The organism is Dactylosporangium aurantiacum (genome assembly GCF_000716715.1).
In the GTDB taxonomy this organism is placed as follows: Bacteria; Actinomycetota; Actinomycetes; order Mycobacteriales; family Micromonosporaceae; genus Dactylosporangium; species Dactylosporangium aurantiacum.
Genome location: NZ_JNYJ01000053.1, coordinates 32684 through 57121, shown reverse-complemented (window position 1 = coordinate 57121; position 24438 = coordinate 32684). Strand labels below are relative to the sequence as shown.

The 24438-nt window shown below is 75.2% G+C and carries 24 protein-coding genes; 15 read left to right on the top strand and 9 right to left on the bottom strand.

Annotation, left to right across the window (positions count from 1 at the left end; all coding sequences use genetic code 11):
- Positions 1-107 (top strand): LuxR C-terminal-related transcriptional regulator (locus OP18_RS58130; protein ID WP_162189902.1); only part of this gene is annotated, 107 nt, incomplete at its 5' end.
- 124 nt (positions 108-231) lie between these two features.
- Complete coding sequence (locus OP18_RS41960) at positions 232-1839, top strand: GAF domain-containing sensor histidine kinase (protein ID WP_081971574.1); 1608 nt, start codon at positions 232-234, stop codon at positions 1837-1839.
- A gap of 24 nt (positions 1840-1863) precedes the next feature.
- Here OP18_RS41960 and OP18_RS53860 read toward each other — a convergent pair whose 3' ends face one another.
- Positions 1864-2628 (bottom strand): hypothetical protein, encoded by a 765-nt coding sequence (locus tag OP18_RS53860; RefSeq protein ID WP_052388151.1) that lies wholly within the window; start codon positions 2626-2628, stop codon positions 1864-1866.
- Between the two features lie 238 nt (positions 2629-2866).
- Here OP18_RS53860 and gap point away from each other — a divergent pair, with 238 nt between their 5' ends.
- From gap to OP18_RS41940, 3 genes are all read left to right on the top strand, one after another.
- Positions 2867-3895 (top strand): type I glyceraldehyde-3-phosphate dehydrogenase, encoded by a 1029-nt coding sequence (gap, locus tag OP18_RS41950; protein WP_033364870.1) that lies wholly within the window; start codon positions 2867-2869, stop codon positions 3893-3895.
- A gap of 128 nt (positions 3896-4023) precedes the next feature.
- Positions 4024-7164, top strand: a complete 3141-nt coding sequence (locus tag OP18_RS41945) for an ATP-binding protein (protein WP_033364843.1) — start codon at positions 4024-4026, stop codon at positions 7162-7164.
- Positions 7165-7233: 69 nt separating this feature from the next.
- Positions 7234-8790, top strand: coding sequence for a bifunctional 3-(3-hydroxy-phenyl)propionate/3-hydroxycinnamic acid hydroxylase (locus OP18_RS41940; protein ID WP_052388150.1), 1557 nt, complete (start codon positions 7234-7236; stop codon positions 8788-8790).
- On the opposite strand, the gene OP18_RS41935 is transcribed toward OP18_RS41940, so the two are convergent.
- Positions 8739-9212 carry a nuclear transport factor 2 family protein gene (locus OP18_RS41935; RefSeq protein ID WP_052388149.1) on the bottom strand — a complete coding sequence of 158 codons (474 nt, stop codon included), beginning with the start codon at positions 9210-9212 and terminating at the stop codon, positions 8739-8741. The two genes, OP18_RS41940 and OP18_RS41935, sit on opposite strands and share 52 nt — an antisense overlap.
- Before the next feature lie 86 nt (positions 9213-9298).
- Between OP18_RS41935 and OP18_RS41930 the strand changes: the two genes are divergently transcribed.
- From OP18_RS41930 to OP18_RS41915, 4 genes are all read left to right on the top strand, one after another.
- Positions 9299-9871, top strand: a complete 573-nt coding sequence (locus OP18_RS41930) for a TetR/AcrR family transcriptional regulator (protein WP_033364841.1) — start codon at positions 9299-9301, stop codon at positions 9869-9871.
- A 95-nt stretch (positions 9872-9966) separates the two neighbouring features.
- On the top strand, positions 9967-12171 hold the full coding sequence (locus OP18_RS41925) for an MMPL family transporter (RefSeq protein ID WP_033364839.1): 2205 nt from the start codon (positions 9967-9969) through the stop codon (positions 12169-12171).
- Between the two features lie 31 nt (positions 12172-12202).
- On the top strand, positions 12203-13534 hold the full coding sequence (locus OP18_RS41920) for a TrkH family potassium uptake protein (protein ID WP_033364837.1): 1332 nt from the start codon (positions 12203-12205) through the stop codon (positions 13532-13534).
- A gap of 18 nt (positions 13535-13552) precedes the next feature.
- Positions 13553-14227 (top strand): potassium channel family protein, encoded by a 675-nt coding sequence (locus tag OP18_RS41915; RefSeq protein ID WP_211273843.1) that lies wholly within the window; start codon positions 13553-13555, stop codon positions 14225-14227.
- 216 nt (positions 14228-14443) lie between these two features.
- Here the strand turns inward: OP18_RS41915 and OP18_RS41910 are convergent, their stop codons facing one another.
- Together OP18_RS41910 and OP18_RS41905 are read right to left on the bottom strand one after the other, a co-directional pair.
- The gene (locus OP18_RS41910; protein WP_156090159.1) at positions 14444-14662 is read right to left on the bottom strand and encodes a hypothetical protein; all 219 of its coding nucleotides are present in this window, start codon (positions 14660-14662) and stop codon (positions 14444-14446) included.
- A 71-nt stretch (positions 14663-14733) separates the two neighbouring features.
- Positions 14734-15324, bottom strand: coding sequence for a DoxX family membrane protein (locus tag OP18_RS41905; protein ID WP_033364831.1), 591 nt, complete (start codon positions 15322-15324; stop codon positions 14734-14736).
- A 226-nt stretch (positions 15325-15550) separates the two neighbouring features.
- Between OP18_RS41905 and OP18_RS58885 the strand changes: the two genes are divergently transcribed.
- The 3 genes from OP18_RS58885 (at position 15551) to OP18_RS60000 (ending at position 17650) form a co-directional block, all read left to right on the top strand.
- Positions 15551-16018 (top strand): chemotaxis protein CheX, encoded by a 468-nt coding sequence (locus OP18_RS58885; protein ID WP_052388148.1) that lies wholly within the window; start codon positions 15551-15553, stop codon positions 16016-16018.
- Positions 15994-16371, top strand: coding sequence for a hypothetical protein (locus OP18_RS58125; protein ID WP_156090158.1), 378 nt, complete (start codon positions 15994-15996; stop codon positions 16369-16371). The genes OP18_RS58885 and OP18_RS58125 overlap by 25 nt, the downstream gene beginning before the upstream one ends.
- 400 nt (positions 16372-16771) lie before the next feature.
- Positions 16772-17650, top strand: a complete 879-nt coding sequence (locus OP18_RS60000; RefSeq protein ID WP_052388147.1) for a hypothetical protein — start codon at positions 16772-16774, stop codon at positions 17648-17650.
- Between the two features lie 19 nt (positions 17651-17669).
- Here OP18_RS60000 and OP18_RS41885 read toward each other — a convergent pair whose 3' ends face one another.
- The gene (locus OP18_RS41885; protein ID WP_033364827.1) at positions 17670-18584 is read right to left on the bottom strand and encodes a hypothetical protein; all 915 of its coding nucleotides are present in this window, start codon (positions 18582-18584) and stop codon (positions 17670-17672) included.
- Positions 18585-18735: 151 nt separating this feature from the next.
- Here OP18_RS41885 and OP18_RS41880 point away from each other — a divergent pair, with 151 nt between their 5' ends.
- Positions 18736-19254, top strand: coding sequence for a TrmH family RNA methyltransferase (locus OP18_RS41880; protein WP_245635710.1), 519 nt, complete (start codon positions 18736-18738; stop codon positions 19252-19254).
- A gap of 5 nt (positions 19255-19259) precedes the next feature.
- Here the strand turns inward: OP18_RS41880 and OP18_RS41875 are convergent, their stop codons facing one another.
- On the bottom strand, positions 19260-20120 hold the full coding sequence (locus OP18_RS41875; RefSeq protein ID WP_033364823.1) for a helix-turn-helix transcriptional regulator: 861 nt from the start codon (positions 20118-20120) through the stop codon (positions 19260-19262).
- Between the two features lie 214 nt (positions 20121-20334).
- On the opposite strand from OP18_RS41875, the gene OP18_RS41870 reads away from it, so the two are divergent.
- Positions 20335-21240 (top strand): oxidoreductase, encoded by a 906-nt coding sequence (locus OP18_RS41870; protein WP_033364821.1) that lies wholly within the window; start codon positions 20335-20337, stop codon positions 21238-21240.
- Between the two features lie 147 nt (positions 21241-21387).
- On the opposite strand, the gene OP18_RS41865 is transcribed toward OP18_RS41870, so the two are convergent.
- A complete protein-coding gene (locus OP18_RS41865; protein WP_033364862.1) occupies positions 21388-22032 on the bottom strand; it encodes an O-methyltransferase in 645 nt (214 codons plus the stop codon).
- An 88-nt stretch (positions 22033-22120) separates the two neighbouring features.
- On the opposite strand from OP18_RS41865, the gene OP18_RS41860 reads away from it, so the two are divergent.
- Positions 22121-22645, top strand: a complete 525-nt coding sequence (locus tag OP18_RS41860; RefSeq protein WP_052388146.1) for an ArsR/SmtB family transcription factor — start codon at positions 22121-22123, stop codon at positions 22643-22645.
- Positions 22646-22743: 98 nt separating this feature from the next.
- Here the strand turns inward: OP18_RS41860 and OP18_RS53850 are convergent, their stop codons facing one another.
- Both OP18_RS53850 and OP18_RS41850 read right to left on the bottom strand, forming a co-directional pair.
- Positions 22744-23604, bottom strand: a complete 861-nt coding sequence (locus OP18_RS53850) for a M23 family metallopeptidase (protein ID WP_052388145.1) — start codon at positions 23602-23604, stop codon at positions 22744-22746.
- A gap of 93 nt (positions 23605-23697) precedes the next feature.
- A complete protein-coding gene (locus tag OP18_RS41850; RefSeq protein WP_033364861.1) occupies positions 23698-24432 on the bottom strand; it encodes a dienelactone hydrolase family protein in 735 nt (244 codons plus the stop codon).
- Positions 24433-24438 lie beyond the last annotated feature (6 nt).

Sequence of the window (24438 nt, the reverse complement as noted above, 5' to 3'; positions counted from 1 at the left end):
CCGAGAAGACCGTCAAGAACTACGTCTCCAGCCTCCTGGCCAAACTCGGCCTCGAACGCCGCACCCAGGCCGCCGTCCTCGCCTCCCGCCTCCTCGGCAAACGCTGACCCGAATACCATCAGCCGGGTGAGCGACGAACAGACCGGCTGGCAGCGCTCGCTGCCGCTTCCGTCACTGTCCCGCGTCGACCTCGACGCGCTGCTGCAGGAGCTGCTGACCCGCGTCGGCGAGATGATGACGAGTCGCGAGCGGCTCCGCGCGCTGCTCGACGCGGTCGTCGGGATCGGCTCGGACCTCGACCTGCACAGCACCCTGGAGCGCATCGTGCAGGCGGCCTGCCACCTGGCAGACGCCAGGTACGGCGCGCTCGGCGTGATCGGACCCGACCGCATGCTCGTCGAGTTCATCAACCACGGCATCACCGCGGCGGAACGCGCCGAGATCGGCGACCTGCCGCGCGGCCACGGCGTGCTGGGCCTGCTGATCGAGCAGCCGCGCCCGATCCGCCTCGAGGACATCACGCAGCATCCCCGCGCGTACGGGTTCCCGCCCAACCACCCGCCGATGCACAGCTTCCTCGGCGTGCCGGTGCGCATCCGCGACCAGGTGTTCGGCAACCTGTACCTGGCCGAGAAGCGCGGCGGTGAGCAGTTCACCCAGGACGACGAGGACCTCGTGGCCGCCCTGTCCGTCGCGGCCGGCGCGGCGATCGACAACGCGCGCCTCTACTCGCAGGCCGAGCGGCGGCAGCGCTGGCTCATGGCGGCCGCCGAGATCACCGGGGTGCTGCTCGGTGAGATCCGGCGCACGGAGGCGCTGGAGCTCGTCGCGACCCGCGCCCGCGACGTCGCCGACGCCGACCTGGCCATGGTGCTGCTCACCGACGACCAGGGCGAGCGCCTCACCGTCGAGGTGTCCGTCGGCGGGGCGCACGACGCGGCCGGCTGGTCGATCGGCGTGGCCGGCAGCGAGTTCACCGAGGTGCTGCAGCGCCAGCAGCTGTCGGTGGTCACCGACCTCGGGACCGCCGCCAACTGGCCGGTGCTGCTGTCGACGGGCACGGCGCTGCTGGTACCCCTCGCCGTCGGCGGGGTCGCCCTGGGCGTGCTCGTCGTCGCGTACCGGGAGGACAGCGTGCCCATCGCCGAGGGCCTGGAGCTGGCGATGGTGGAGACCTTCGCCGGCCAGGCGGCCCTGGCCCTGGAGCGGGCCCGCGCCCAGGACGAGCGGGAGATGCTGGCCGTCGTCGGCGACCGCGAACGCATCGCCCGCGACCTGCACGACGTCGTCATCCAGCGGCTGTTCGCCGCCGGCATGCAGCTGCAGAGCGCGAACCGGCTGTCCGGACAGCCCGACGTGCGGCAGCGCATCGACCGGGTGGTCAACGACCTCGACACCACCATCCGTGACATCCGCGGCGCCATCTTCGAGCTGCGCGGGCCCGCCCCGCACAGCTTCCGCACCGAGATCCGCGACCTCGTCGACGAGGCCCGCGACGGGCTCGGGTTCCGGCCGGGGCTGCGTATCGACGGGCCCGTGGACACCGCAGTGCCCGACACGCCCCGCACCGCGCTGCTCGCGGTCCTGCGCGAGGCGCTCAGCAACGTCGCCAAGCACGCCGGTGCCAGCACCGTGAACGTCACCGTCGCGGCCACCGGCGGCAAGCTGTCGCTGACGGTCCAGGACAACGGGCGGGGCATCGCGCAGCCCGCCGACCCGGCCGCGCCCGGCGGGCACGGGCTGCCGAACATGCGGGCCCGGGCCGCCGACCTGGCCGGCGAGTGCACGGTCGAGTCGGCGGGGGACGGCACCACGGTGCGGTGGCACGTGCCGCTGTGACGGCCGCGCCGCGGTGCGGGCCGCTCAGCCGGCCGGCGCCGGTACGGCCGGGACGTGCGCTGCCCGGGGTGCGGCGCCGACCCGGCCGGCGACCCCGACCCGGACCGCCGCGGCCGGCGTCCCCGCGCCGGGCACCGGGCGGGCGGCGAGCGGCGCCAGGTCGCTGACCGGTGCGGTGGCGAGCCCGGCGCTGGTGGCGGTCAGCAGCACCGCCGACACCGCCTCCCCCACCGCCAGCCAGTCGCCGGGCCGGTCGCCGCCGGGCGCGGTGATGACGACGTACGCGCCGTCGTGCCCGCGCAGTGTGTACGCACCGGCGCCGGCCTCCTCGGCCGCCCGCTCCAGTTGCGTGAGGTCCTCACCGGGCGGCGTCGTGCCGGCGAACGGCCGCCGGTCGCTGCGCCGCACGGCGATCGCCCGGTGCAGGGCCACGACCCGCGGCGCGGGCCGGACCGGGCCGGTGTACCGCAGCTCGGTGAGCAGGTGCGGGTCGCCGGGGTCGGGGAAGCGCCGCACGTCGACGCCGACGCCCTCGGCGGCCAGCGCGATCCGGGCGTGGTGCAGCGCCGCGCCGCAGCCGGTCAGCAGCAGCCGGCCGTCCGGGTCGAGGTCCGCGAGCCGCCGCTGCCAGTCGGCGTGCAGCTCGACGCGGTCGGCGCCGATCCGCCACCGCCACGGCCGGGTGTCCAGCACGGACGGCGCGTTCAAAGCGGCGAACGTCGCCTGGGTCAGTGACCGGCTGACCGCGCCGACGCGGGCCGCGGCACCGGTGTAGTGGATCGCCACCATGGCGCGCTCCTCGAACGTCCGGCGGACAGGTGATCTCCTCACAGTCCCGGGAAACCACGGTGCGCGGCAGGGACGAAGGTCCTGTCCGGCGGCGTCGACCGGCACGGCCCGGGCCGGTGTACCCCCGCCGGCCCTGCCACCGGTGACCTTCGGCCCGTGTGCCCCGGCACGCCGCGGGGTGATGGTGGGGTGGACGGGGCCGGTGCGGTCCCACGCCCGCGGCATCGAGGAGGACGCCATGGCATACCGGATCGCCATCAACGGATTCGGCCGGATCGGCCGGGACTTCATCCGGTGTCTGGTCGAGCGTCAGCTGCTCGGTGACGCGTTCACCGTCGTGGCCGTCAACGACCTGTACGACACCGCGACCCTCGCCCACCTGCTGCAGCACGACTCGACGTTCGGCCGGCTGCGCGCCGCCGTGGACGTCGACCCGTCCGGCGGCGGCATGAGCGTCGGCGGCCAGTACATCGAGGTGCTGCGCCAGCGCGACCCGCTCTTCCTGCCCTGGGCGGACCTCGACGTCGACCTCGTCATCGAGGCCACCGGCAGGTTCCGCGGCCGCGACGACGCCGAGAACCACCTGAAGGCCGGCGCCCGCAAGGTGCTCATCTCCGCGCCCGGCAAGGACGTCGACGTCACCATCGTGCCAGGCGTCAACACCGCCGCCTACGACCCCGCGCGGCACGACATCGTCTCCGCGGCCTCCTGCACCACGAACTGCGCCGCGCCGATGGCGAAGGTCCTGCACGAGACGTTCGGCGTGGAGCAGGGGTACCTGACGACCGTGCACGCCTACACCAACGACCAGACGGTCCTCGACGCGCCGCACAAGGACCTGCGGCGGGCCCGCACCGCCGCGGTCAACATCATCCCCACCAGCACCGGCGCGGCGAAGGCGATCGGCCTGGTCCTGCCCGACCTGGCCGGCCGGCTCGGCGGCGTCGCGCTGCGGGTGCCGGTCGAGAACGGCTCCATGACCGACCTGACCGTCCGCCTGGCCCAGCCCGCCACCACGGAGCAGGTGAACGCGGCGTTCGCCGCGGCGGCGGAAGGTCCCCTCGCCGGCATCCTGCGCTACAGCGAGGCGCCGCTGGTGTCCCGCGACATCATCGGCGACGGCTCCTCGTGCGTCTTCGACGCCGGCCTCACCGCCGCCGACGGTCACCTGGTGAAGGTGTTCGGCTGGTACGACAACGAGTGGGGCTACACGAACCGCCTGGTCGACCTCGCCCAGCTGTTCGCCGCGCCGGCCACCGCGCACTGACGGGGGCACGGTCCGGGGCGGTGGCGCGCGCTGCCGCCCCGGCCGCCGTCGCGCACCGAGCGGCCACGGTCGGGGCCGCGGGTATGCTCGCTGCGTCACGTCCAGCAGCGCCGGGGGATGCACCAGCAGTGTGGTTCGCGATCTTGGGGCCGCTGCGGGTGTCGCGGGACGGCGAGGCGGTGCCGGTCGGCGGGCCGAAGCAGCAGGCGCTGCTGACCCTCCTGCTGTTGCGGGCCAACGAGGTGGTCAGCACCGGCTGGCTCACCGACGCGCTGTGGGACGGCGATCCGCCGCCGAGCGCCGAGGTCACGCTGCGCACGTATGTCGCCGCGCTGCGCCGGGCCCTGGAGCCGGGCCGGGGCGCGCGGGCGCAGGGGCGGGTCGTGGTCGGCCACACCGGCGGCTACGAGCTGCGGGTGGCACCCGGCGCGATCGACGCCGTCCGGTTCGCCGAGCTGGCGGAGTCCGGCGCGCGGGCCCTCACCGCCGGCGACCCGGTCACCGCCGAGCGGCACTACTCGCGGGCGCTCCAGCTGTGGCGCGGCGAGCCGCCGGCCGCCGGCCTGTCCGCGGTCCACGCCGAGGTGGCCCGGCTCGCCGAGCTGCGGCTGGCCGCGCAGGAGGGCCGCTGCACCGCCGCGGTCGCCGCCGGCCGGCACCTGGCCGTGCTGCCCGACCTGCGGCGCTTCGTCGCCGAGCAGCCGGCCCGGGAGGCGGCGCGTGAGCAGCTGATGCTGGCGCTGTACCGGGCCGGGCAGCAGACCGAGGCGCTCGCCGTGTACGACGAGGGCCGCCGCTTCCTCGCCGCCGAGTACGGTGTCGAACCCGGCGCCCGGCTGCGGGACCTGCACCAGCGGATCCTGCGGCACGCGGTGCCCGACGCCCCCGGCGGCTCGCCCGGCCCCCTCGGCGGCGCACCCGGCTCGCCCGGCACGTCCGACGGCACGCCCGGCTCGCCCGACGGTCCCGGCGGCACGCCCGACGTCCCCGGTGACGCTCCGGGCGGCGCGCCCGGCCCTGCGCCGGACCGGCGGCCGGGGCTGGTCGGCCGGGCCGCGGAGCTCGCCGCGCTGGACGGGCACCTCGACGCGGCGCGGCGCGGCGGCGGGCGGATGGTCGCCGTCGTCGGCGAGGCCGGCATCGGCAAGACGACCCTCGCCGCCGCGGTCGCCGACCGGGCCGCCGCCGCGGGCGTCCCGGTGGTCTGGGGCCGCTGCCCCGCCGTCGGGCAGGCGCCGCCGTTCTGGCTGTGGAGCCAGGTGGTGCGCGGGCTGCTCGCGCTGCCGCACGCCGGGGCCGCCGGCGCGGACCTCACCGGGTTCGTCGACGGACCGCCCACCCCGGACGCCCGTCTCGACCCGGCCGCCCGGTTCCGCGCCTACGAGGCGGTGTCCGACCTGGTGCGCGCCGCCGCCGAGCCGGCCGGCCTGCTGCTGGTCCTGGACGACCTGCACGCGGCCGACCCGGACTCGCTGCTGCTGACCCGTTACCTGACCACGACCGTCCATACGGGACGCACGCTGGTGGTGGCGACGCTGCGGCCGTACGAGCACGACCCGGCCCTCGTCGCGACCCTCAACGACCTGGCCCGCGGCACCGGATCCGGCCAGCTGCCCCTGGGCGGCCTGGACCGTGCCGAGGTCGCCGACCTGGTCACGGACCGCACCGGCGCGCCCGCACCGGACGACGTCGTGCGACGGCTCGCGGCGCGGACCGGCGGCAACCCGTTCTTCCTCACCGAGCTGCTCGCCGCGCCCGAGCGGCCGCTGCCGCCGAGCGTCCGCGACGCGGTGCGGCTGCGCCTCGGCGGCCCCGACGGGCCCGACCCGGCCACCCGCGAGTGCCTCGACGTACTCAGTGTCGCCGGCCGGGAGCTCGGCCTGCGCCTGCTGGGGGCGGTGACCGGCACCGACGCCGCGCGGCTGCTCGCCGGGCCGGCGGCGGCGCGGCTCGTCGCCGGCGCGGGGCCGGGCACGGTCCGCTTCCGGCACCCGCTGTTCGCCGAGGTCACGTACGCCGAGCTGGCCGCGCCGCGGCGGGCGGCGCTGCACGCGCGGCTCGCCGGGGCGGCCGCGCGGGAGGGCGGGCTGGCCGCGGGCGAGATCGCCGGCCACTACGGGCAGGCGATCGGGCTCGGGCACGCGGAGGACTTCCTGCGCTGGACGGTGCGCGCCGCCGACGAGGCGGCCCGGCGGCTGGCGTACGAGGACGCCCTCGCCCACCTGGGGCGGGCCGCGGACCGGCTCGCGCCCGACGCGGCGACGGCACCGGAGGCGGCCGCCGCCGAGCTGGACGTGCAGCTGCGGCGGGCGGCGCTGCTGCAGATCACCGTCGGCATCGGCAGCGACGCGGTCGCGGCGGCCGCGGCCCGGGCGCGGTGGCTGCTGCTGCGCACCGCGCCGGACACCGACGTGCGCACCGCGCTGTGGACGCTCGGCGAGGTCGCCTGCAACCGGGCCGAGTTCGCCGTCGCCGAGGACCTGGCCCGGCGGCTGGCCGCCGCTGCCCCGGGCGACGGCCCGGTCGGCGCGGCCGGGCCGTACCTGCTGGGTGTCGTGTGCTACTTCACCGGCCGGCTCGCCGACGCCGACGGTCACCTCGGCACCGCCGTCGAGCGGCTGGCCGCCGTCGACCCGCGGCGGTTGCGCGAGCAGGCGGGCCGCACCCCGGTGCTCGCCGCGCACAACTTCCGCGCCCTCGTGCGGTCGCTGCGCGGCGAGCACGCCGCGGCGCTCGCCGACCTCGAGGCCGCCCGCGCCCTGGCGGAGCGCACCGACGACGCGTACGGCCGGGCCAACGCCGCGCTGTACGCCGCCTGGACCGCGCTGCAGGAGCACGACACCGACGCGGGCCGCGACGCCGCCCGCCGCTGCCGGGAGATCGGCGCGCGGCAGCGCATGCCGCACTTCGTCACCACCGGTGACTTCCTCGCCGAGTGGGCGGCGGTGCGCGGCGGCGCGCACGACCGGCTCCCCGCGATGCGGGCCGCCGGGGAGGCGATCCACCGGCTCGGGCTGCGCGCGACCCGGACGATCTCGATCGCGGCGATGGCCGACGCGCACCTGGTCGCCGGCGACACCGCGACGGCGGCCCGGCTGGCCGGTGCGGGGCTCGCCGCCGCGGAGGCCGCCGGCGAGCGGGTGCTGACCGCCGAGCTGCGCCGGGTGCGCGGCCTGGCCACCGGTGACCAGCAGGACGTGCGCGCCGGCGCCGCCATCGCCGCCGCGCAGGGCGCGCGCCTGCTGCTGGACCGCATCGGCCGCGGCTGACCGCCGACCCGCGCGGATCTCCACACCGGTTCCACACGGTCTCCACAGCGCCCTGGTGCACTGGCCGGTATGGACACAGACGTCGTGGTGGTGGGCTGCGGACCGGTCGGTGCGCTCACCGCCAACCTGCTCGGCGTGCGCGGCGTGCGGACCGTCGTCGTGGAGCGCGGCACCGCGCCGCACGGGCAGCCGCGGGCGTTCTCCTGCGACGACGAGGCGCTGCGGGTGTACCAGCAGGCCGGGCTGCGCGACACGGTGGCCGCCGACATGTACCCGCCGCCGGTGGTGGAGTACGTCAGCGGCGATGGCCGCCCGTTCGCGACGATCGCCCTCGACGAGGTCGACTTCGGTCTCGGCAGCGAGCCGCTGCACTTCTTCGACCAGCCGTGGCTGGAGGCGTCGCTGCGCGGCGGGCTGGACCGCTTCGAGCACGTCGAGCTGCGCACCGGCGTGGAGCTGACCGGGCTGGACCAGGACGCCGCCGGCGTCACCGTGCGGCTGCGGGACACCGCGACCGGCACGGACAGCACCGTCCGGGCCCGGTACGTGCTGGGCTGCGACGGCGCCCGCAGCACCACCCGGGCGGCGGCCGGCATCGAGCTCAGCGGCACGTCGTACGCGGAGCCGTGGCTGGCGGTCTCCGGTGACGTGCAGCCCGGCGGGGTCCGGCAGCCGACGACCCGGTTCGTCTGCGACTGGCGCCGTCCGGCGTTCGTGTCGCCCGGCGCGTTCGGCACGCACCGGCTGGAGTTCATGCTGCGCGCCGGCGAGTCGCCGGAGGAGATGACGAAGCCGGAGACGCTGGACCGGCTGGTGGCACCGTACGTCGACCCGGCCCGCTTCACGGTCACCCGGGCCGTCGTGTATACCTTCCACCACCTCGTCGCGACCCGGTGGCGGGCGGGGCGGGTGTTCCTGCTCGGCGACGCCGCGCACCAGATGCCGCCGTTCCTCGGCCAGGGGCTGTGCAGCGGGCTGCGCGACGCGGCGAACCTGACGTGGAAGCTGGCGATGGTGCTCGAGGGTGCCGCCGGCGACGAGCTGCTCGACTCGTACGAGACCGAACGGCGCCCGCACACCGAGGAGATGGCGGTGACGAGCGTCCGGCTCGGCCGGGTCTTCCTGGTGCGCAACCGGGTCGCGGCGTTCCTGCGCGACACGACGCTGCGCGCGGTGCAGGCGGTGCCCCGGGTGCGCCGTTTCGTGCGGCACTTCGAGTTCAAACCGGCGCCGGTCGTGCGCAAGGGCGTCCTGGCCGGCGGCCTGCGGCACGGCGCGGTCGGCACGATGTTCCCGCAGCCGAGGGTCACGACCGCCGGTGACGCGCCGCCCGTCCGGCTCGACGACGTCCTCGGCGCCGGGTTCGCGGTGCTCGGCCCGGCGGTGACGACCGCGACCGCGACGGCGTGGACGGGACCGCCGGCGACGTTCCTGCGGGTGCTGCCGCCCGGCTCGCGCGCCGGCACCGGCAGCGGGCCCGGCGTGGTGGAGGTGGTGGACGCCGAGGGGATCCTCACCGCCTGGTTCGCCCGGCACCGCGCCGAGGTGGCGGTGCTGCGCCCCGACCGGTTCGTCTACGCCACGGCGCTCGACGAGCCGGGCCCGCTGTCCCCGCCGCCCGCCTGACCCGCTGCCTTCACGGCCGCGACCAGGTCGTCGAGCCGCCCGCGGATCCGGGCGGCGGTGACGTGGTCGAAGTAGTCGCGGGACTCGACGATCCGCCCGTCGCGGACCCGCAGGACGAAGACGCCGGGCAGCGCGAACGGCTCCCCGTCCGCGGTGCCGCGGTACTCGAACTCCGCGACGATCACCTCGGGGTCGGCCGTGTCGTGGATCGTGATCCCGTCGGGCCGGCGGCGCAGGTCGGGGCCGCCGCCGCCGGGCCGGAAGTGCGCGCGCAGCTCGTCGCGGGTGCGCAGGGCCGGGGCGCGCAGCGGGTCGAACGGGTGCACCACGTGGGTGCGCTCCGCGTAGAGGTCGGGCAGCTCCTCCCAGCGGCCCTCCGCGACGCCGTGCACGAGGGCGAGGAAGACCTCGCGCGGGCTCATCGGTCGCTGCACGGCGCCCCCCTGTACGATCCGAAGTGATGACTCCGATTATATGGAGTCGTGACTTCGGATTCAAGGAGCGGTGCATGACGCAGACCGGCGGGCGGCCGCGGCGGGCCGACGCGCGAGCCAACCGCGACCGCATCCTGGACGTCGCCGAGGACGTCTTCGGCCGCGGCGGCGAGACCGCGTCGACCGACGAGGTGGCCCGGCTCGCCGGCGTCGGCATCGCCACCGTCTTCCGGCACTTCCCGACCAAGGCCGCGCTGCTGCAGGCCGTCCTCGTCCGGCGCTACGACCGGCTGCGCGGGCAGGCCGAGGCGCTGCTGGACACCCCCGACCCCGGTGCCGCCTTCTACGGCTTCTTCCGCCACCTCGTCGCCGACGCCGCCACGAAGATCGCCATCGGCGACGCACTGCTGGACGCCGGCGGCGACGACGACGGCGCCGCGACGCGGGCGTCGGCCGGGCTGCGCCGCGCCGTCGGCGCCCTGCTCGACCGCGCCCAGCAGACCGGCGCCGTCCGCGACGACGTCGAGCTGCCCGAGGTCTACGCGCTGCTGGTCGCCACCTCCCGCGCCGCCGCGCACGGCGACCTGGAGGCCGAGGTGAAGGCCAGGATGCTCGCCGTCGTCTTCGACGGCCTGCGGCCGCGGTAGGGCTGTCCCCACCCGGCGCCGCCCGGTCCGCCCCACCCCTGGTCAGCGGGCTCACCGGATCGATCCGCACCGGCGCGCTCCATAGCGTTCCTGGCATGGAATCCAGGGAGAACGTGAAGGGCATCGCGGCGCGCGTCGCGGTGTGGAGCGCGCGCCACCGCACGCTCGCCATCCTCGGCTGGCTGCTCTTCGTCGTCGGCGTCACCGTGCTCAGCGGCCGGGCCGGCATGGTGCAGGCGAGCAGCGGCGACTTCGGCAACGGCGAGTCCGGCCGCGCCGACCGCATCGTCGAGCAGGCCGGCTTCCCGCAGCGGGGCGCCGGCGAGATGGTCGTCATCACCTCGAAGACCGCCCCGGTGGACAGCCCGCAGACCCAGGCGGCGATCGCCGAGGTCACCGCCGCCGTGCGGGCCACCGGCGGGACCGACCGGATCGCGCCGCCGGTCACCTCCGAGGACGGCCGGTCGGCGCTCATCACGTTCGCCGTGCGCGGCGACCCGCAGACCGCGAAGGACCGCATCCAGCCGGTCCTCGACGCCGTCGCCGGCGTCCAGCGCGCGCACCCCGACCTGTACATCGCCGAGGCCGGCGACGCCAGCGGCGACAAGCTCATCGGCGACGAGCTCGACGAGGGCCTCAACCGGCTGTCGCTGCTGTCGATCCCGGTGACCCTGGGCATCCTGCTCGTCGCGTTCGGTGCGATCGTGGCGGCGCTGCTGCCGGTCGGCCTGGCCGTCACCGCCGTCGTCGGCGCCGTCGGCCTGCTCGCCTTCGCCAGCCACCTGGCCCCGGCCGTCGACACCACCATGCACGTCATGCTGCTCGTCGGGCTCGCCGTCGGCGTCGACTACTGCCTGTTCTACATCCGCCGGGAACGCGACGAGCGCCGCAACGGCGTCGAGGCGCACCGGGCCCTCGTCATCGCCGCGCAGACCTCCGGCCGCTCGATCTGGGTGTCCGGGCTGACGGTCATCGTCGCCATGGCCGGCATGTTCCTCACCCACGACACCACGTTCGTCAGCTTCGCCGTCGGCACCATCCTCGTCGTGGCGACCGCCGTGCTCGGCTCGCTGACCGTCCTGCCGGCGCTGCTGTCCGCGCTCGGCGACCGGGTCGACCTCGGACGCATCCCCGGCCTGTACCGCAGGCGCTCCGGCGGCGGCCGGATCTGGGGCACGTTCCTGCGGCTCGTGCTGCGCCGCCCGCTGATCTCCGCGGTCCTCGCCGCCACCGCCCTCGGCGCACTCGCCGCCCCCGCCCTGGACCTGCGCACCAAGGGCGAGGGTGTGGAGGACCTGTCGCCGAGCGCGCCGATCACGCAGGCGTTCCTGGCGATCCAGGCGGCGTTCCCGGGCGGCACCGGCCCCGCCGAGGTCGTGGTCGAGGCGCCCGCCGTCACCGGCCCCGCCTGGGACGGCGCCGTGGCCGAGTTCAAGCGGCAGGCCCTGGCCACCGGGCGGCTGCACGAGCCGGTGACCGTCGAGGTGAACCCCGCCGGTACGGTCGCCGTGATCAGCGTCGGGCTCTCCGGTACCGGCGGCGACCGCGCCTCCGAGGAGGCCCTCGCCGCGCTGCGCGGCACCGTCATCCCCGCCACCCTGGCCGGATACCCCGGCGCGTGGGTCGGCGTCACCGGCGACACCGCCGGCTCGAAGGACTTCAACGACCAGCTCGCCGACTCCATGCCGCTGGTCTTCGGATTCGTCCTGGGGCTGGCGTTCCTGCTGCTGCTCGTGTCGTTCCGGTCGGTCGTCGTCGCGGTCACCGGGGTCGTGCTCAACCTGCTGTCGGTCGCCGCCGCCTACGGGATGCTCGTCTTCGTCTTCCAGTACGGCCACTTCGAGTCGCTGCTGGACTTCCGCGCCGCCGACGGCATCACGAACTGGATGCCGCTGTTCCTGTTCGTCATCCTGTTCGGCCTGTCGATGGACTACCACGTCTTCGTGGTCAGCCGCATCCGTGAGGGCCACGACCGCGGCCTGCCGACCAGGCAGGCGGTCACCGAGGGCATCACCGCCACGGCCGGGGTCATCACCAGCGCGGCGGCGGTCATGGTGGCGGTGTTCGCGCTGTTCGCCACCCTGCCGCTGGTCTCCACCAAGGAGCTCGGCGTCGGGCTCGCCGCGGCGGTCCTGCTCGACGCGACGATCGTGCGGGCGGTCCTGCTGCCGGCGACCATGGCACTGCTCGGCGAGCGCAACTGGTGGCTGCCCCGCTGGCTCAACTGGCTGCCGCAGGTCTCCCACGACGTGCCCGCCGCCGCGCCCGCCGCCCGGGAGCTGCTCACCACCCGGGGCTGACCCTCCGCGGCGCGGCCATAGGATCTTCCGCATGCCCCGCGCCCTGCGGCACCCCACCCGCCTGCTGCCCACGGCGTTCCTCGCCGCCCTGCTCGTCGGCACCGGCCTGCTCATGCTCCCGGTGGCCCGCGCCACCGGCGAGGCGGCCCCGCCGCTGGTCGCGCTGTTCACCGCCGCGTCCGCGGTGTTCATCACCGGGTTGAGCACGGTCGACCCGGCGACGTACTGGTCACCGGTCGGCCAGGGCATCATCCTCGCGCTCATCCAGGTCGGCGGGTTCGGCATCATGACCTTCGCGACCGTGCTCGGCCTGATGGTGTCGCGCCGGCTCGCGCTGCGCACCAGGCTGGTCGCGCAGGCCGAGACCCGGTCGCTGAACCTCGGCGAGGTGCGCGCGCTGCTGGTGCGGGTCCTCGCCATGATGGTCGGCTTCGAGCTGGCCGTCGCCGCCGTGCTGACCGCCAGGTTCCGCGCCGCCTACGACGACTCGCTGCCCACCGCGCTGTGGCACGGCGTGTTCCACGCGGTCAGCGCCTTCAACAACGCCGGGTTCTCGCTGTACTCCGACAGCTTCATGGGCTTCGTCGGCGACCCGTGGATCTGCGGCACCGTCGCGGTCGCCGTCGTCCTCGGCGGCCTCGGCTTCCCGGTGATGCTGGAGCTGTACCGGGAGTGGCGCAAACCCCGGTACTGGTCGATCCACACCCGCCTCACCGTGTGGGGCTCCGCGACGCTGCTGGTGATCGGCATCGGCGCCGTCACCGCCTTCGAATGGTCCAACCCGGCCACGCTCGGCCCGCTCAACTGGTGGCAGAGCCTCGTGGGCGGGATGTTCAGCGGCATCAGCCCGCGCACCGCCGGGTTCAACAGCATCGACTACGCCGCGGTGCGACCGGAGACGCTCGCCTTCACCAACGTGCTGATGTTCATCGGCGGCGGCAGCGCCGGCACCTCCGGCGGCATCAAGGTCACCACCTTCTTCCTGCTCGCGTTCGTCATCTGGGCCGAGGTCCGCGGCGAGGACGACGTCAACGTCGGCGCCCGCCGGGTGCCCACGCCGACCGTGCGCCAGGCGGTCACCGTCGCCCTGCTCGGCGTCGGCACCGTAGCCGCCGGCACCCTCGCCCTGCTGCTGCTCACCGACCTGCCGTTCGACCGGGTCCTGTTCGAGGCGACCGCCGCGTTCTCCACCGCCGGCCTGTCCACCGGCATCACCGGCTCGCTGCCGGCCGCGGGCCAGCTGACGCTCGTCGCGCTGATGTTCATCGGCAGGGTCGGTACGATCACGGTGGCCTCCGCGATCGCGCTGCGGCACCGCAAGCTGCGCTACCGCCGGCCCGAGGAGCAACCGATCATCGGCTGACCTTTCCTGGAGGCTCGTGTGAGCAGCGGCGGCACCGACGGCGTGGTGGTGATCGGCCTGGGCCGCTTCGGCGGGCAGGTCGCCGAGTCACTGACCGAGCTGGGCCACGAGGTCCTCGGCATCGACGAGGACGCCGAGATCGTGCAGAAGCTGTCCGACATCCTCACCCACGTGGTGCAGGCCGACTCGACCGACGAGGAGGCGCTGCGCCAGATCGGCGTCGCCGATTTCAACCGCGCCGTCGTGGGCATCGGCACCGACATCGAGGCCAGCGTCCTGACCGTCCTCGCCCTCACCGAGCTCGGCGTCGAGGAGATCTGGGCCAAGGCCATCTCCGCCAAGCACGGGCGCATCCTGGAGCGGGTCGGCGCCCGGCACGTCGTCTTCCCCGAGTCCGACATGGGCGTGCGCGTCGCGCACCTCGTCACCGGGCAGCTGCTGGACTTCATCGAGCTCGACGACGGCTACGCGATCGCGAAGGTCTGCCCGCCCGACGACCTGATCGGCCGTACCCTCGCCCAGCTCGGCCTGCGCACGAAGCACGGCATCACCGTCGTCGCGGTCAAGCGCGCCGGCAAGGAGGCCGAGACGGCCCTGCCGGACACCGTCATCGAGCACGGCGACACCCTCATCGTCTCCGGCCCGACCGAGAAGGTCGAGCAGATCGGGCAGCGGCAGGGCTTCCCCCGCTGAGCCGGGCTCACCGCTACGCCGGCACGGGCGCTCGGCCCCTCCTGCGGCCGGCTCCAGCGCGAAACCCTACGCCGGGCACCGCAGCGTCGCCTCCCCGTTGCGCACCCACGCCGGGCGCGGCGGCCCCCGGCCGAACACGTCCGTCCGGTTCCCGCGTCACCGACGGGCCCGCGTAGGTGATCAGCGACGTCATGCCGGGACGATACGCGACCGCCGCTACCGGCCCTGACCATCCCACCAGTGGGGCAGGCCGATGTCGGGCGCCGCGGGGCTGGCGAAGAAGAACGGCACACCGAGGTGCGCGGCGACCGCCTGCCCCTCCGTGGTCGCCTCGGCGGCCTCCGGCCACGGCGGCTGGCGGGCACACAGCAGCTCGTCGATCCGGTCGCGCAGGTCAGGGGGCAGCGCCGCCCACAGGCCGGCATGCGGTTGCATGCCCGCGATCATTGACGGCGAGGACCCGGGACGCTGGGTCCCGGGTCCTCGTGGCTGCTTCGGTGATGTGGTCAGATGAGCCAGCGGTTGCGCTGCACGAAGGGGAGCTTCGCCCACCGGCGGCCGAGGCCCCAGGTGTGCCCGGCGTAGGCCGCGGCGAGGACGATCAGCACGACCGCGTAGATCAGGTGGTAGTCGGTCAGCGGGTTGGTGGAGCCGCTGGGGGCACCGGTCGAGGTGTGCTGCGCGATCGGGAACTCGGCGAGCCACATCATCGCCATGATCAGCGAGCCGGAGACGGCCGCGACGCGCAGGCCGATGCCGGCGACGAGGGCCAGGCCGACGCCGGCCATGCCGAGCATGAACAGCCAGTTCGCCCACCAGGTGCCGGCCATCGCGTGGAACTGCGACTGGAACGGGCCGACGTCGATCGACTTGAGGAAGCCCTTGGTCGGGGAGCCGCCGTTGATCCAGGCCTTCGCCGACGGCGTCGAGTAGCCGAGGCCGAAGGTCTTGTCGAGGAACGCCCACAGGAACACGAAGCCGGTCGCGTAGCGCAGCACGGCGAGGCCCTTCGCCGCGGTGCGGGTGAGCATGGCCCCGGGGGCTTCGACGCGTTCGAGGTGGCTGACGGGTGTGTGGTGGACGGATGCGGCGCTCATTTTCGGCCTCCTGCCGGATTTCCTTGACGACCTCAGTGTTGTCGGCGGCGCGGCGGTACGCCGGTGCCGAAGCTCCCTCATCCGGCGGGCCGAACGTCCTGGACCGGCCGGGACCCCCGCCCCGCGGCGACGGCGGGCCCGGAATGCTCAAGCCGGGCCCGCGCCGGCCGATCAGGCGCACGGGCTGGAACGGCGCTCGCCGGTGACCAGCCCGGGAGGGGGTTCGGTGGACGCGGAGACGTCCCTGTCCGAGGACGACCTGCGCGGCATCGTGTGGCAGGTGTGGACCGCCTACCTGCACTGCGAGCCCGAGATCGAGCCGAGCCCCGAGCCGATGCCCGACACGGCCGAGGTCACCGCCAGCATCGGCCTGGCCGGCGCGTGGAACGGGCTGGCCGTGATGCGGTGCGGGTTGCCGGCGGCCGGGCAGATCGCCGGGGCGATGCTCGACGTCGACCCCGCCGGCGCGAGCGCCGACGACTGCATCGACGCGCTGGGCGAGCTGGTCAACATCCTCGCCGGCAACGTCAAGAGCCTGTTGCCGAAGCCGAGCCACCTGTCGCTGCCGCAGGTGGTGATGGGCCGGGCGAAGGTCGTGTGGCCGGGCACGACACCGGTGCTGACGCTGCGGGTCACCCTGAACGCGGAGCCGACCGTCCTGGGCATCCTGTGCCAGGAGGAGAAGCGGCTCTGAGCCCACCCCGGACCGGTCCGCCCGCGGGCGGGCTGCCCGACGTCACGGGCCTGGACGGCGCACACGAGGACGCCCACCGCGCCGCCCGCCCGGTCTGGGCCGATCCGGCAGCGGCCGGCGCCGACGGGGTGCCCGGGCCGTTCGGCGGCCGGCGTCCCGGACTGGGCCGGGTCAGCGTGGCGCCGCACCTCGCGCAGGCCGTGTTCCACCTGCACGACGAGTACGGCTACCAGCAGCTGTTCGCGTTCGACGACGTGTGGGCGGCCAACCACCGCTACCTGTCGGCGTCGCTGCGACGCTGGTTCGACGGCAAGTGGGACCCGCTGCGCGGCCTGTCGAAGCCCTCGGACTGACGGCCGGCTTAGGATCGCCGGGTGGCGGTGGCGTTCGACTGGGCTGGTTTCGAGCGGGTCCTGACCGGCGCCGTCGTGCGGACCGTGCGGCAGGTCACCGCCGGCCGGCCCGACCAGCACTTCTACGCCGCCGCGTTCGGCGAGGTCTACCGCGAGACCGACGGTCTGATCGGCCTGCCGGTGTTCGGGATGGGCTCGCTGGAGGCGCTGGACGAGTTCCCCGCCGAGGACCGGGACGACGTGCGGTGGAGCCCCGCGGACTGGCCGGGAGTGCGACCTGGACTGGCTGCCGGAGCAGCCGTACCGGCGCTGGGCGCAGGCCCTGACCGCATTCGCCTGCCGGGCCGGCACCCGGCAGTGGCACGACGCCTTCCGCCGCTACCTCGCCGCCCTGGTCACGGTGTGCCGGCAGGCCCGCCGGCAGCCGCGCGACGCGGGCGTGGTGGACCGGTCGTTCGTCGTGGTGGTGCTCGACGACGAGCACCGGGAGGACCTGCTGCGCCGGGTGCTGCCGGAGCGGGAGGTACACCGGTTGTTCCCCGAGTTCGACCGGCGGCGGGCCGAGCTGGCCCGGTACTACGTGTCCCGCCTGGGCCTCTTCGAGGGTCCCGTCGACAGTGAGGAGACTGCCCGGGCGCTGCTCACCCTGGGCCGCGCGGCCGCGGCGGAGCTGGTGCCGCTGCCGCACCGGGCGGACGGGGCGTGGACGACCTGGCTGGAGCTCGCCGGTGGGGGCCATCACACTGCATGGATGAACCTTGTCGTCGCGTTCGCCGGGCCCGTCATCGCGCTGCTGGGTGTGTGGCTGGGCACGAGGATGAGCAACCGGGCGCAGCTGCAGGCGTGGGAGCAGGAGCGGCAGCGGCAGGCGGCGGACACCCGCAGGGTCGCGTTCGCCCGGCACCTGACGGCGATCCGTGCCTACATCGCCTACGTCACGGCCCATCCCCAGGACGTCGCCGTGCTCCGCAACGCCGACGGCACACCCTCCAGACCGGCCTTCAACGAGCGGGGCGAGGCGCTGCGTGAGGCGCTCGAGACGACGTACATCGAGCTGCAGCTGGTCGCGGCCCACCAGGAGAGTGTCAACCAGGCGCACGCGGTCTCGCGCGCCGCGCGGCGGATCGCGGTCGCCGCCGCCGACCGCGACGCCGAGCTGCGGGCCAAGCTGCTGGTCTTCTGGGAGCTGGAACGCAGGCTGGTCAACGAGCTGCGCCTGGAGCTGGGCCAAGACCTGCAGTTGGCCCCGGCCTACGACCCCGACGCCGTCCTGCCGTAGCCATCCCGGCACCTGAGCATCAGAAGGATCCGCCGAAGGTCGACGGGCTCCAGTAGTTGCTCGACGGGCCGTAGCCGCGGTTGGCGCGCGACGCGCGCAGCTGCTCCAGCTCGCCCGGGCGCCACACGACCGGGTCGACGACGGCGCCGGTCAGGGCCGCCCACGCCGTGACGCGTTCGTCGCCGGGTGCGCGTTCGCCGGCGCGGTCCGTGTGCCAGTCGCGCATCGCCTCGGCGGTCCTCTCCGTCCAGCCGATCCACACGTACGGGTCGCGCGACCGCTCCTGCTCGATCACCCGCTGCACCTCGTGGACGGTCAGGCCGCGCCGGACCTCGCCGCCCTGCGGCTCCTCGTGCGGCTCGACGGCGGGCAGCCAGATCAGCACCTGGCCGTGCCCGGCGTAGTCCCTGACCAGGTACGCCCACACCGGGCCGTCGACGCCGGCGCGCACCGCCGCGATCCGCTCGGCCAGCCGGCGTGCCTCGCGCTCACGCTGCTCATGGGCCTGCCGCTCGCGCCACGCGGCGACGGACGGGGTCAGGTCGGCGGCCGTGTCACGGAAGGCGCGGTACGCGGCGCGCACCTCGTCCTCCATCGCCGCCCGCTGCGCCTCGTACTCCCGTCGCAGCCGTCCACGGCGCAGCCGCCACCGCAGCGCGTCCCTGACCCCGTACTGCGGCGCCAACCGCCCGCGCGCCTCCAGGTCGCGCTCCTGCACCGACCGGAGGGCGGCGACCACGGCCCGCGTCGCCTCCCGCCACCGGTCCGCGTCGCCGGCCGGCGCCCTGAGCCGGCCCCCGCGGAAGCCGGTGCCGCGGTTGTCGAGGTCCACGCAGTAGAGGTCCCGGATCTGCTCGATCTCGTCGTCGCGCAGGTTCAGCACGGAAACCCGGATCGCCTCCCACAGTTTCTGGTACCAGACGTCGACATCCATCGACACAGTCTCGCACCGCGGTCAGGGATCCGGCGACGTGCGGCGGCGTACGGTACGCTGGCGGAGACCACGTCGTCGTCGATGGCCCGCGTGCGCCGAGAAGCACGCACCGGATGACTTTCGAATGCAGGAGCGCCTTCGCTCCGGTGCGGTGAGCCCCGCGATCCGGGTCCGGACCCGCGAGGAGATCCGCTCGGCCCGTCGTCCCCGCCGGCACCGGTGCTGGGGGCATCTCGTCGCGGCGCCGCTGTGGCCCATGCACGGCGCCAACCTCGGCACGCTGCTGCGCACGTGCGACGCCGTCGGCGCGTGCCTGGCGGTGCCGCCGTTCGGCTGGGTGGACGCGGCGCTCGCCCGCGGCAACACGCTGCGGCAGCCGACGTGCGTGCACCGCGTCGGTGATCCGCTGCGCTGGCTCGCCGAGGAGCGCCGCGCCGGGTCCGGCATCCTCGGGGTGGAGCTGGCCGACGAGGCGGTCCGCCTCGCCGACCTGCCGGCCGCCCGGCGGCGGACCGTCATGGTGCTCGGGCACGAGGCGACCGGCATCCCGCCGGAGGCGCTCGACCTGCTCGACGGCGCCGTCGAGATCCCGATGATCGGCACCGGGATGAGCCTCAACGTCGCGGTCGCCGGCTCGCTGGTGCTGTACAAGCTCGCCGGGCTGCTGTGAGCGCGTCAGCCGCGCGGTGAACGGGTGGCGTGCAGCGACGCCAGCAGCCGCAGCCGGTCGGCGTCGGGGCTGTCGGGCTCGGCGGTGTAGACGAGCATCACCGGGCCGGGGTTGCCGGGCAGCGGGTAGGTGTCCCAGTCCAGCACGATGTCGCCGACCTCGGGGACCCGGAAGGTCTTCGTGCCGCTGACCGACTCGCGGACGTCGTGGCGGGCCCACAGCCGCCGGAACTCGGCGCTGCGGATGCTCAGCTCGCCGACGACCGCGGTGGCGCGCGGATGGGTCGGGTCGGTGGCGACGGCGGCCCGCATCATGCCGATGTAGTCCAGCGCCTGCCGCTGCCAGTCCGGGCAGGTGCGCGCGCCGGTCAGCGTGTCGTCGAACAGCAGCAGGAGCATGTTGAGCCGCTCGGGCGGGTACCCGTGCGGGTCGCCGAGCAGCGCCTCCGCCATCGGGTTCCAGTCGAGCAGGTCCAGGTGCCGGCCGAGGACGACGGCGGGGGTGTCCATCACCCGCAGCAGCCGCCGGGTGCTGTCCGGCACCCGCTCCGGCTCGCGGTGCGCCGGGGGCGGCGCCGGCCGGCGGGCGGCGCGGGCCAGGGCGAACAGGTGCCGGCGCTCCTCGCCGTCGAGGCCGAGCGCGCCGGCGAGCGCGTCCAGCACGTCGTCGGACGGGCGCACCTCGCGGCCCTGCTCCATGCGCTGGTAGTAGTCGGTGCTCAGCCCGGCCAGCAGCGCCAGCTCCTCCCGGCGCAGGCCGGTGACCTTGCGCCGGCCACCGGGCTCCAGGCCGACGTCGTGCGGGCGCAGCCGGCTGCGCCGGGCACGCAGGAAGTCGCCGAGCTCACGGGCGAACGGACCGCTCATGCCGTCACCTCCGCTGCGCTGCGGCGCCGGCCTGAGCTCCACCCTGAGCCGCTGATTCGCAGCCCTCCGCTGCGCTGCGGACTGCTCATGCCGCAAGTGTGCCGCGGACCGGCCGGCCGAAGGTAGGTCTGGCGGACCTAGGCTGCCGGGAACGACGGGGCCGGCACCGGCCGGCCCTAGCGTCGGGGTTCCACCGACACTCCAGGAGCGGCAGATGACCGGATGGACCGCCGATGACATCCCCGACCAGCGGGGCCGGGTCGCCGTGGTGACGGGCGCGAACTCGGGCCTCGGCCTGGTCACCGCCACCGAGCTGGCCCGCCGCGGCGCGCGGGTCGTGCTCGCCGTGCGCAACACCGCCGCCGGCGCCGACGCCGCCCGCCGGATCGGGGGCGCGGTGCAGGTGCGCGAGCTGGACCTGGCCTCCCTCGGGTCCGTGCGGGCGTTCGCGGCCCGGCTGGCCGCCGAGCACCCGGCGATCGACCTGCTGGTCAACAACGCCGGGGTGGTGCTGCTCGGGCCGCGCCGGACCTCGGCCGACGGCTACGAGCTGCAGCTGGCCACCAACCTGCTGGGCCACTTCGCGCTGACCGGCCTGCTGCTGGCCAATCTGGCCGCGGCGGGGCAGGCCCGGGTGGTCGGTCTCAGCTCGATCACCCACCGGTCCGCACACCTGGACTTCGACGACCTGCTGTTCGAGCGCGACTACCGGGCGTCCGCCGCCTACGGCCGGTCCAAGCTCGCCACCACCGTCTTCGGCGTCGAGCTGGACCGCCGGCTGCGCGCCGCCGGGTCCCCGGTCGCCAGCGTGCTCGCGCATCCGGGCCTCACCCGCACCAACCTGACGCCGCGCGCCTGGGAGCACCGGGGCCGGCTCGGGCGGCTGATCGCGCGGGCCGGCCTGATCGTGACCCAGCCGGTGGAGCGGGGCACGCTGCCGCAGCTGCACGCCGCGACGGCGCCGGGCGTGCGCGGCGGGCAGTTCTTCGGGCCGTCCGGGCTGTGGGAGACGCGGGGGCGGGTCGCCGAGGCCCGGCTGAGCCGGGAGGCCGCCGACCCGGCCGTCGGCCGGCGGCTCTGGGCGGCGGCGCAGGACCTGACCGGCGTCCGGTACCTCTGAGGTGTCTGGGTACGTCGGGTCAGAGACAGCAGCGGGGTCGGGCCGCACCCGGCCACGCAGTCGGCGTCGGCGTGCGAAGCGGCCATGACAAGGTGCCGGCTGCCGTCCCGCTGCGGCCGGCGACCGGCACCCACGTGCCGGCATACCTCAGGTCCGCTTGCGGACCAGCGTGACGCCGTCGCGGACGGGCAGCATCACGGACTCGACCCGCTCGTCGTGCAGCACGGTCTCGTTGAGCTGCCGCATCGCGACGGCGGCGGGGTGGGTGTCCTGCGGGTCCAGGACCCCGCCGCCGAGCAGGACGTTGTCGATGACGAGCAGGCCGCCGGGGCGCAGCCGGGGGACGATGGCCTCGTAGTACTGCGGGTAGCCGGTCTTGTCCGCGTCGAGGAACGCCAGGTCGACGACCGGGTCGGCGGGCAGCGCCCGCAGGGTGTCGGCGGCGGGCGCGATGCGCAGGTCGATGCGGTCCTCGACGCCGGCCCGCCGCCAGTACGTGCGGGCCAGGGCGGTCCACTCCGGCGACACGTCGCAGGCGAGGAGCCGCCCGCCAGGGGCGAGCCCGCGGGCGATGCAGATGGCCGAGTAGCCGGTGAAGACGCCCACCTCGACGGCGTACGCGGCGCCGGTGAGCTGTGTCAGCAGGGTCAGCAGCCGCCCTTCGTCGGGCGACACCTGCATCGCGGCGGCGTCCGGGAACGTGGCGGCGGTCTCGGCGGCGAGGTCCCGCAGGACGTCGTCGGCCGGCGTGCAGTGGGCGTTCAGGTACTCCGCGACGGCGGGAGCGATCATGTCGGTCACCACCTAAGCGTCGAATATTCTCGACACTTCCGCAAGAGCGCGGCTTGAAAAAGTGGCGGGAATCCTCGACAGTTGATTGGTGCCCGAAGACCTGGTGCTGAGCGAGCCCGAGCAGTTCCGCGCGCTCGGCCACCCGCTGCGCCACCGGCTCATGCTCGCCCTGCGCCAGCGACCGGCGACGCTCGCGCAGCTCGCCACGGCGCTCGGGGTGGCCAAGGGCACCGTCGGCTACCACGTCAAGATCCTCGAGCAGGCCGGCCTGGTGCGGGTGGCGTCCACCAGGCGCGTCCGCGGCGGCGTCGAGCAGCACTACCAGCCGACCAGCGAACGGCTGCGCATCGCCCCCGACGCCCCGGTCGGCGCGGACTTCCTGGTCAGGGCCGCGCTGGGCGAGATGCTCCCGGCCGACGGGACCAACCCGGACCTCACCTTCCTGCGCCACGCGCGCCTCACCGTCGCCCAGGCCCAGGCGCTCGCGGCGAGCCTCGAACGCTTCGCCGGCGAGGAGCACATGCCCTCCGACGGGGACGCCGGCGAGCCGTACGGGCTCCTGGTCAGCCTGTACCGCGCCGACGTCCCGGTCCTGCCCGACGACGCCGGGTAGGCCCTCCGCCGCACCCGCGGCGCAGCGTCTCGAGGTCGACGTGGTACCAGGCGGAGCGCAGGAAGCCGTGCAGGTCCCCACCTCGGGCGACCGCCGGGTCAGGCGACCGGGGCTCCCGCGGCCTTCATGAAGGGCACCGGGTCCACGGCGTTGAGGCGGGTCGCGGGCCGGCCGTAGTGGACCTCGAAGTGCAGGTGGGGGCCGGACGAGTTGCCGGAGGTGCCGACGGCGCCGATGGTCTGGCCGGCGCTCACCTGCTGGCCGACGGTGACGTCCGGGCGGCGGACCATGTGGCAGTACCGGGTGACGATGTCGCCGGCGTGGTGGATCTCGACGTACCAGCCGCAGCCCTTGACGGCCGGTGAGCCGTCGACGTCGCAGGACGGCCCGGAGGTGTTGCACACGACCGTGACGACCGTGCCGGCGGCGGTGGCGCGGATCGGCGTCTCGCGGGCGGCCATGATGTCGATGCCGTCGTGGGCGGGGCGGGACACGGTGCGGAAGCCGCTGCTGCCCTTGCCCGGCACCGGCGCGACCCACACGCTGACGGGCACGGCACCGGTCGGCGGCACGATGACCGGCGGGACCGTGGACGACGGGGTGGGCGTGGCGGGAGCGGGCGCGGGCGCCGGACACGCCGGCGGCGTCGTGCGGCGGCTCACGTACGCGTCGGAGACGTACGCGCCGCTGGTGAGCCGGTCCCACCGGTCGGTGGTGCGGACCCGGCCCTTGGTCCTCGGGCCCCGCACCCAGCAGGCGATCGTGAGCTTCGCCCCGGTGCGCAGCGCCGTGACGGGCGCGGAGGCCGCGGTCGGCGCCGCGCGCACGGTCAGCTTCACCTTGCCCGAGGAGACGGTGCCGGGCACCGACGCCGGCGCGGCGACCGCCGCCGGACCGAGCGCGGCCAGCGCGACCGTGGCCGCGGCCACCATCGCGAGCACCGTGAGACGCCGACGCATGCACACCACCGCAGAGCCGGGCGGGGCCCTGTCCCCCGCCGTGCCCCTCCGAGGGTGGGCGGCGCCGGTTGCGACCGGGGCGCGGCGGCGGTGTCAGCGGGCGGCGAAGAAGGAGACCGCCGCTGTCAGGGCGAGGTCGGTGAGCTCGGGGTCGTGGCGGGCGCCGACGTCGCGCATGAAGGCGTGCTCGCCGCCGCTGTACACGTGCAGCTCGAGGTCGTCGAGGCCGGCGGTGTACAGGGCGGACAGGATCTCGACGCGGGCCGGGGCGGGGACGTGCGGATCCTGGGCGCCGAAGACGAGCATGAGCCGGCCGCGGATGTCGGCGGCGCGGGCCAGGGAGCCGGCGTCGGGGTCTGCGCCGAGGGCGCCGTTGTGCAGGCCGGTCGGGTAGAAGCACACGGTGGCCGCGACGCGGGGGTCGAGGGCGGCGCGGAAGGCGAGGTGGCCGCCGATGCAGAAGCCGGTCGCGAGCAGCGCCGTGGTGTCGGCGCGGGCCTGCAGGAAGTCCAGGACCGCGACCCGGTCGGCGTCGAACGCGGCGGTCGGGGTGGCCGCGGCGCCGGCGAGGCCGGCCTGCTTGCCGGCGTCGTCGAACTCGAGCGCGACGCCGGCGAGGTCGCCGTGCGGGTAGATCTCGGGAACGCAGACGACGAATCCGGCGGAGGCGAAGCGCCGGGCGGTGCGCAGCGTCGACTCGGTCAGCTGGAAGATGTCCGTGTACAGCAGCAGCCCCGGCAGCGCGGCGTCGCCCGTGGGGCGCAGCACCACGGCACGGATCGGCCCGGCGGGCGACGGGATCCGCACCTCGTCCTCACGCAGTTTCATGCCGAC

What these genes read in the sequence shown, in the direction of transcription:
- OP18_RS41960 (WP_081971574.1), top strand. Translation starts at nt 232, where the DNA reads ATGATGACGAGTCGCGAGCGGCTCCGCGCGCTGCTCGACGCGGTCGTC.
- OP18_RS53860 (WP_052388151.1), bottom strand. Translation starts at nt 2,628, where the DNA reads ATGGTGGCGATCCACTACACCGGTGCCGCGGCCCGCGTCGGCGCGGTC.
- gap (WP_033364870.1), top strand. Translation starts at nt 2,867, where the DNA reads ATGGCATACCGGATCGCCATCAACGGATTCGGCCGGATCGGCCGGGAC.
- OP18_RS41940 (WP_052388150.1), top strand. Translation starts at nt 7,234, where the DNA reads ATGGACACAGACGTCGTGGTGGTGGGCTGCGGACCGGTCGGTGCGCTC.
- OP18_RS41935 (WP_052388149.1), bottom strand. Translation starts at nt 9,212, where the DNA reads ATGAGCCCGCGCGAGGTCTTCCTCGCCCTCGTGCACGGCGTCGCGGAG.
- OP18_RS41930 (WP_033364841.1), top strand. Translation starts at nt 9,299, where the DNA reads ATGACGCAGACCGGCGGGCGGCCGCGGCGGGCCGACGCGCGAGCCAAC.
- OP18_RS41925 (WP_033364839.1), top strand. Translation starts at nt 9,967, where the DNA reads ATGGAATCCAGGGAGAACGTGAAGGGCATCGCGGCGCGCGTCGCGGTG.
- OP18_RS41920 (WP_033364837.1), top strand. Translation starts at nt 12,203, where the DNA reads ATGCCCCGCGCCCTGCGGCACCCCACCCGCCTGCTGCCCACGGCGTTC.
- OP18_RS41910 (WP_156090159.1), bottom strand. Translation starts at nt 14,662, where the DNA reads ATGCAACCGCATGCCGGCCTGTGGGCGGCGCTGCCCCCTGACCTGCGC.
- OP18_RS41905 (WP_033364831.1), bottom strand. Translation starts at nt 15,324, where the DNA reads ATGAGCGCCGCATCCGTCCACCACACACCCGTCAGCCACCTCGAACGC.
- OP18_RS41885 (WP_033364827.1), bottom strand. Translation starts at nt 18,584, where the DNA reads ATGGATGTCGACGTCTGGTACCAGAAACTGTGGGAGGCGATCCGGGTT.
- OP18_RS41875 (WP_033364823.1), bottom strand. Translation starts at nt 20,120, where the DNA reads ATGAGCGGTCCGTTCGCCCGTGAGCTCGGCGACTTCCTGCGTGCCCGG.
- OP18_RS41870 (WP_033364821.1), top strand. Translation starts at nt 20,335, where the DNA reads ATGACCGGATGGACCGCCGATGACATCCCCGACCAGCGGGGCCGGGTC.
- OP18_RS41865 (WP_033364862.1), bottom strand. Translation starts at nt 22,032, where the DNA reads ATGATCGCTCCCGCCGTCGCGGAGTACCTGAACGCCCACTGCACGCCG.
- OP18_RS53850 (WP_052388145.1), bottom strand. Translation starts at nt 23,604, where the DNA reads ATGCGTCGGCGTCTCACGGTGCTCGCGATGGTGGCCGCGGCCACGGTC.
- OP18_RS41850 (WP_033364861.1), bottom strand. Translation starts at nt 24,432, where the DNA reads ATGAAACTGCGTGAGGACGAGGTGCGGATCCCGTCGCCCGCCGGGCCG.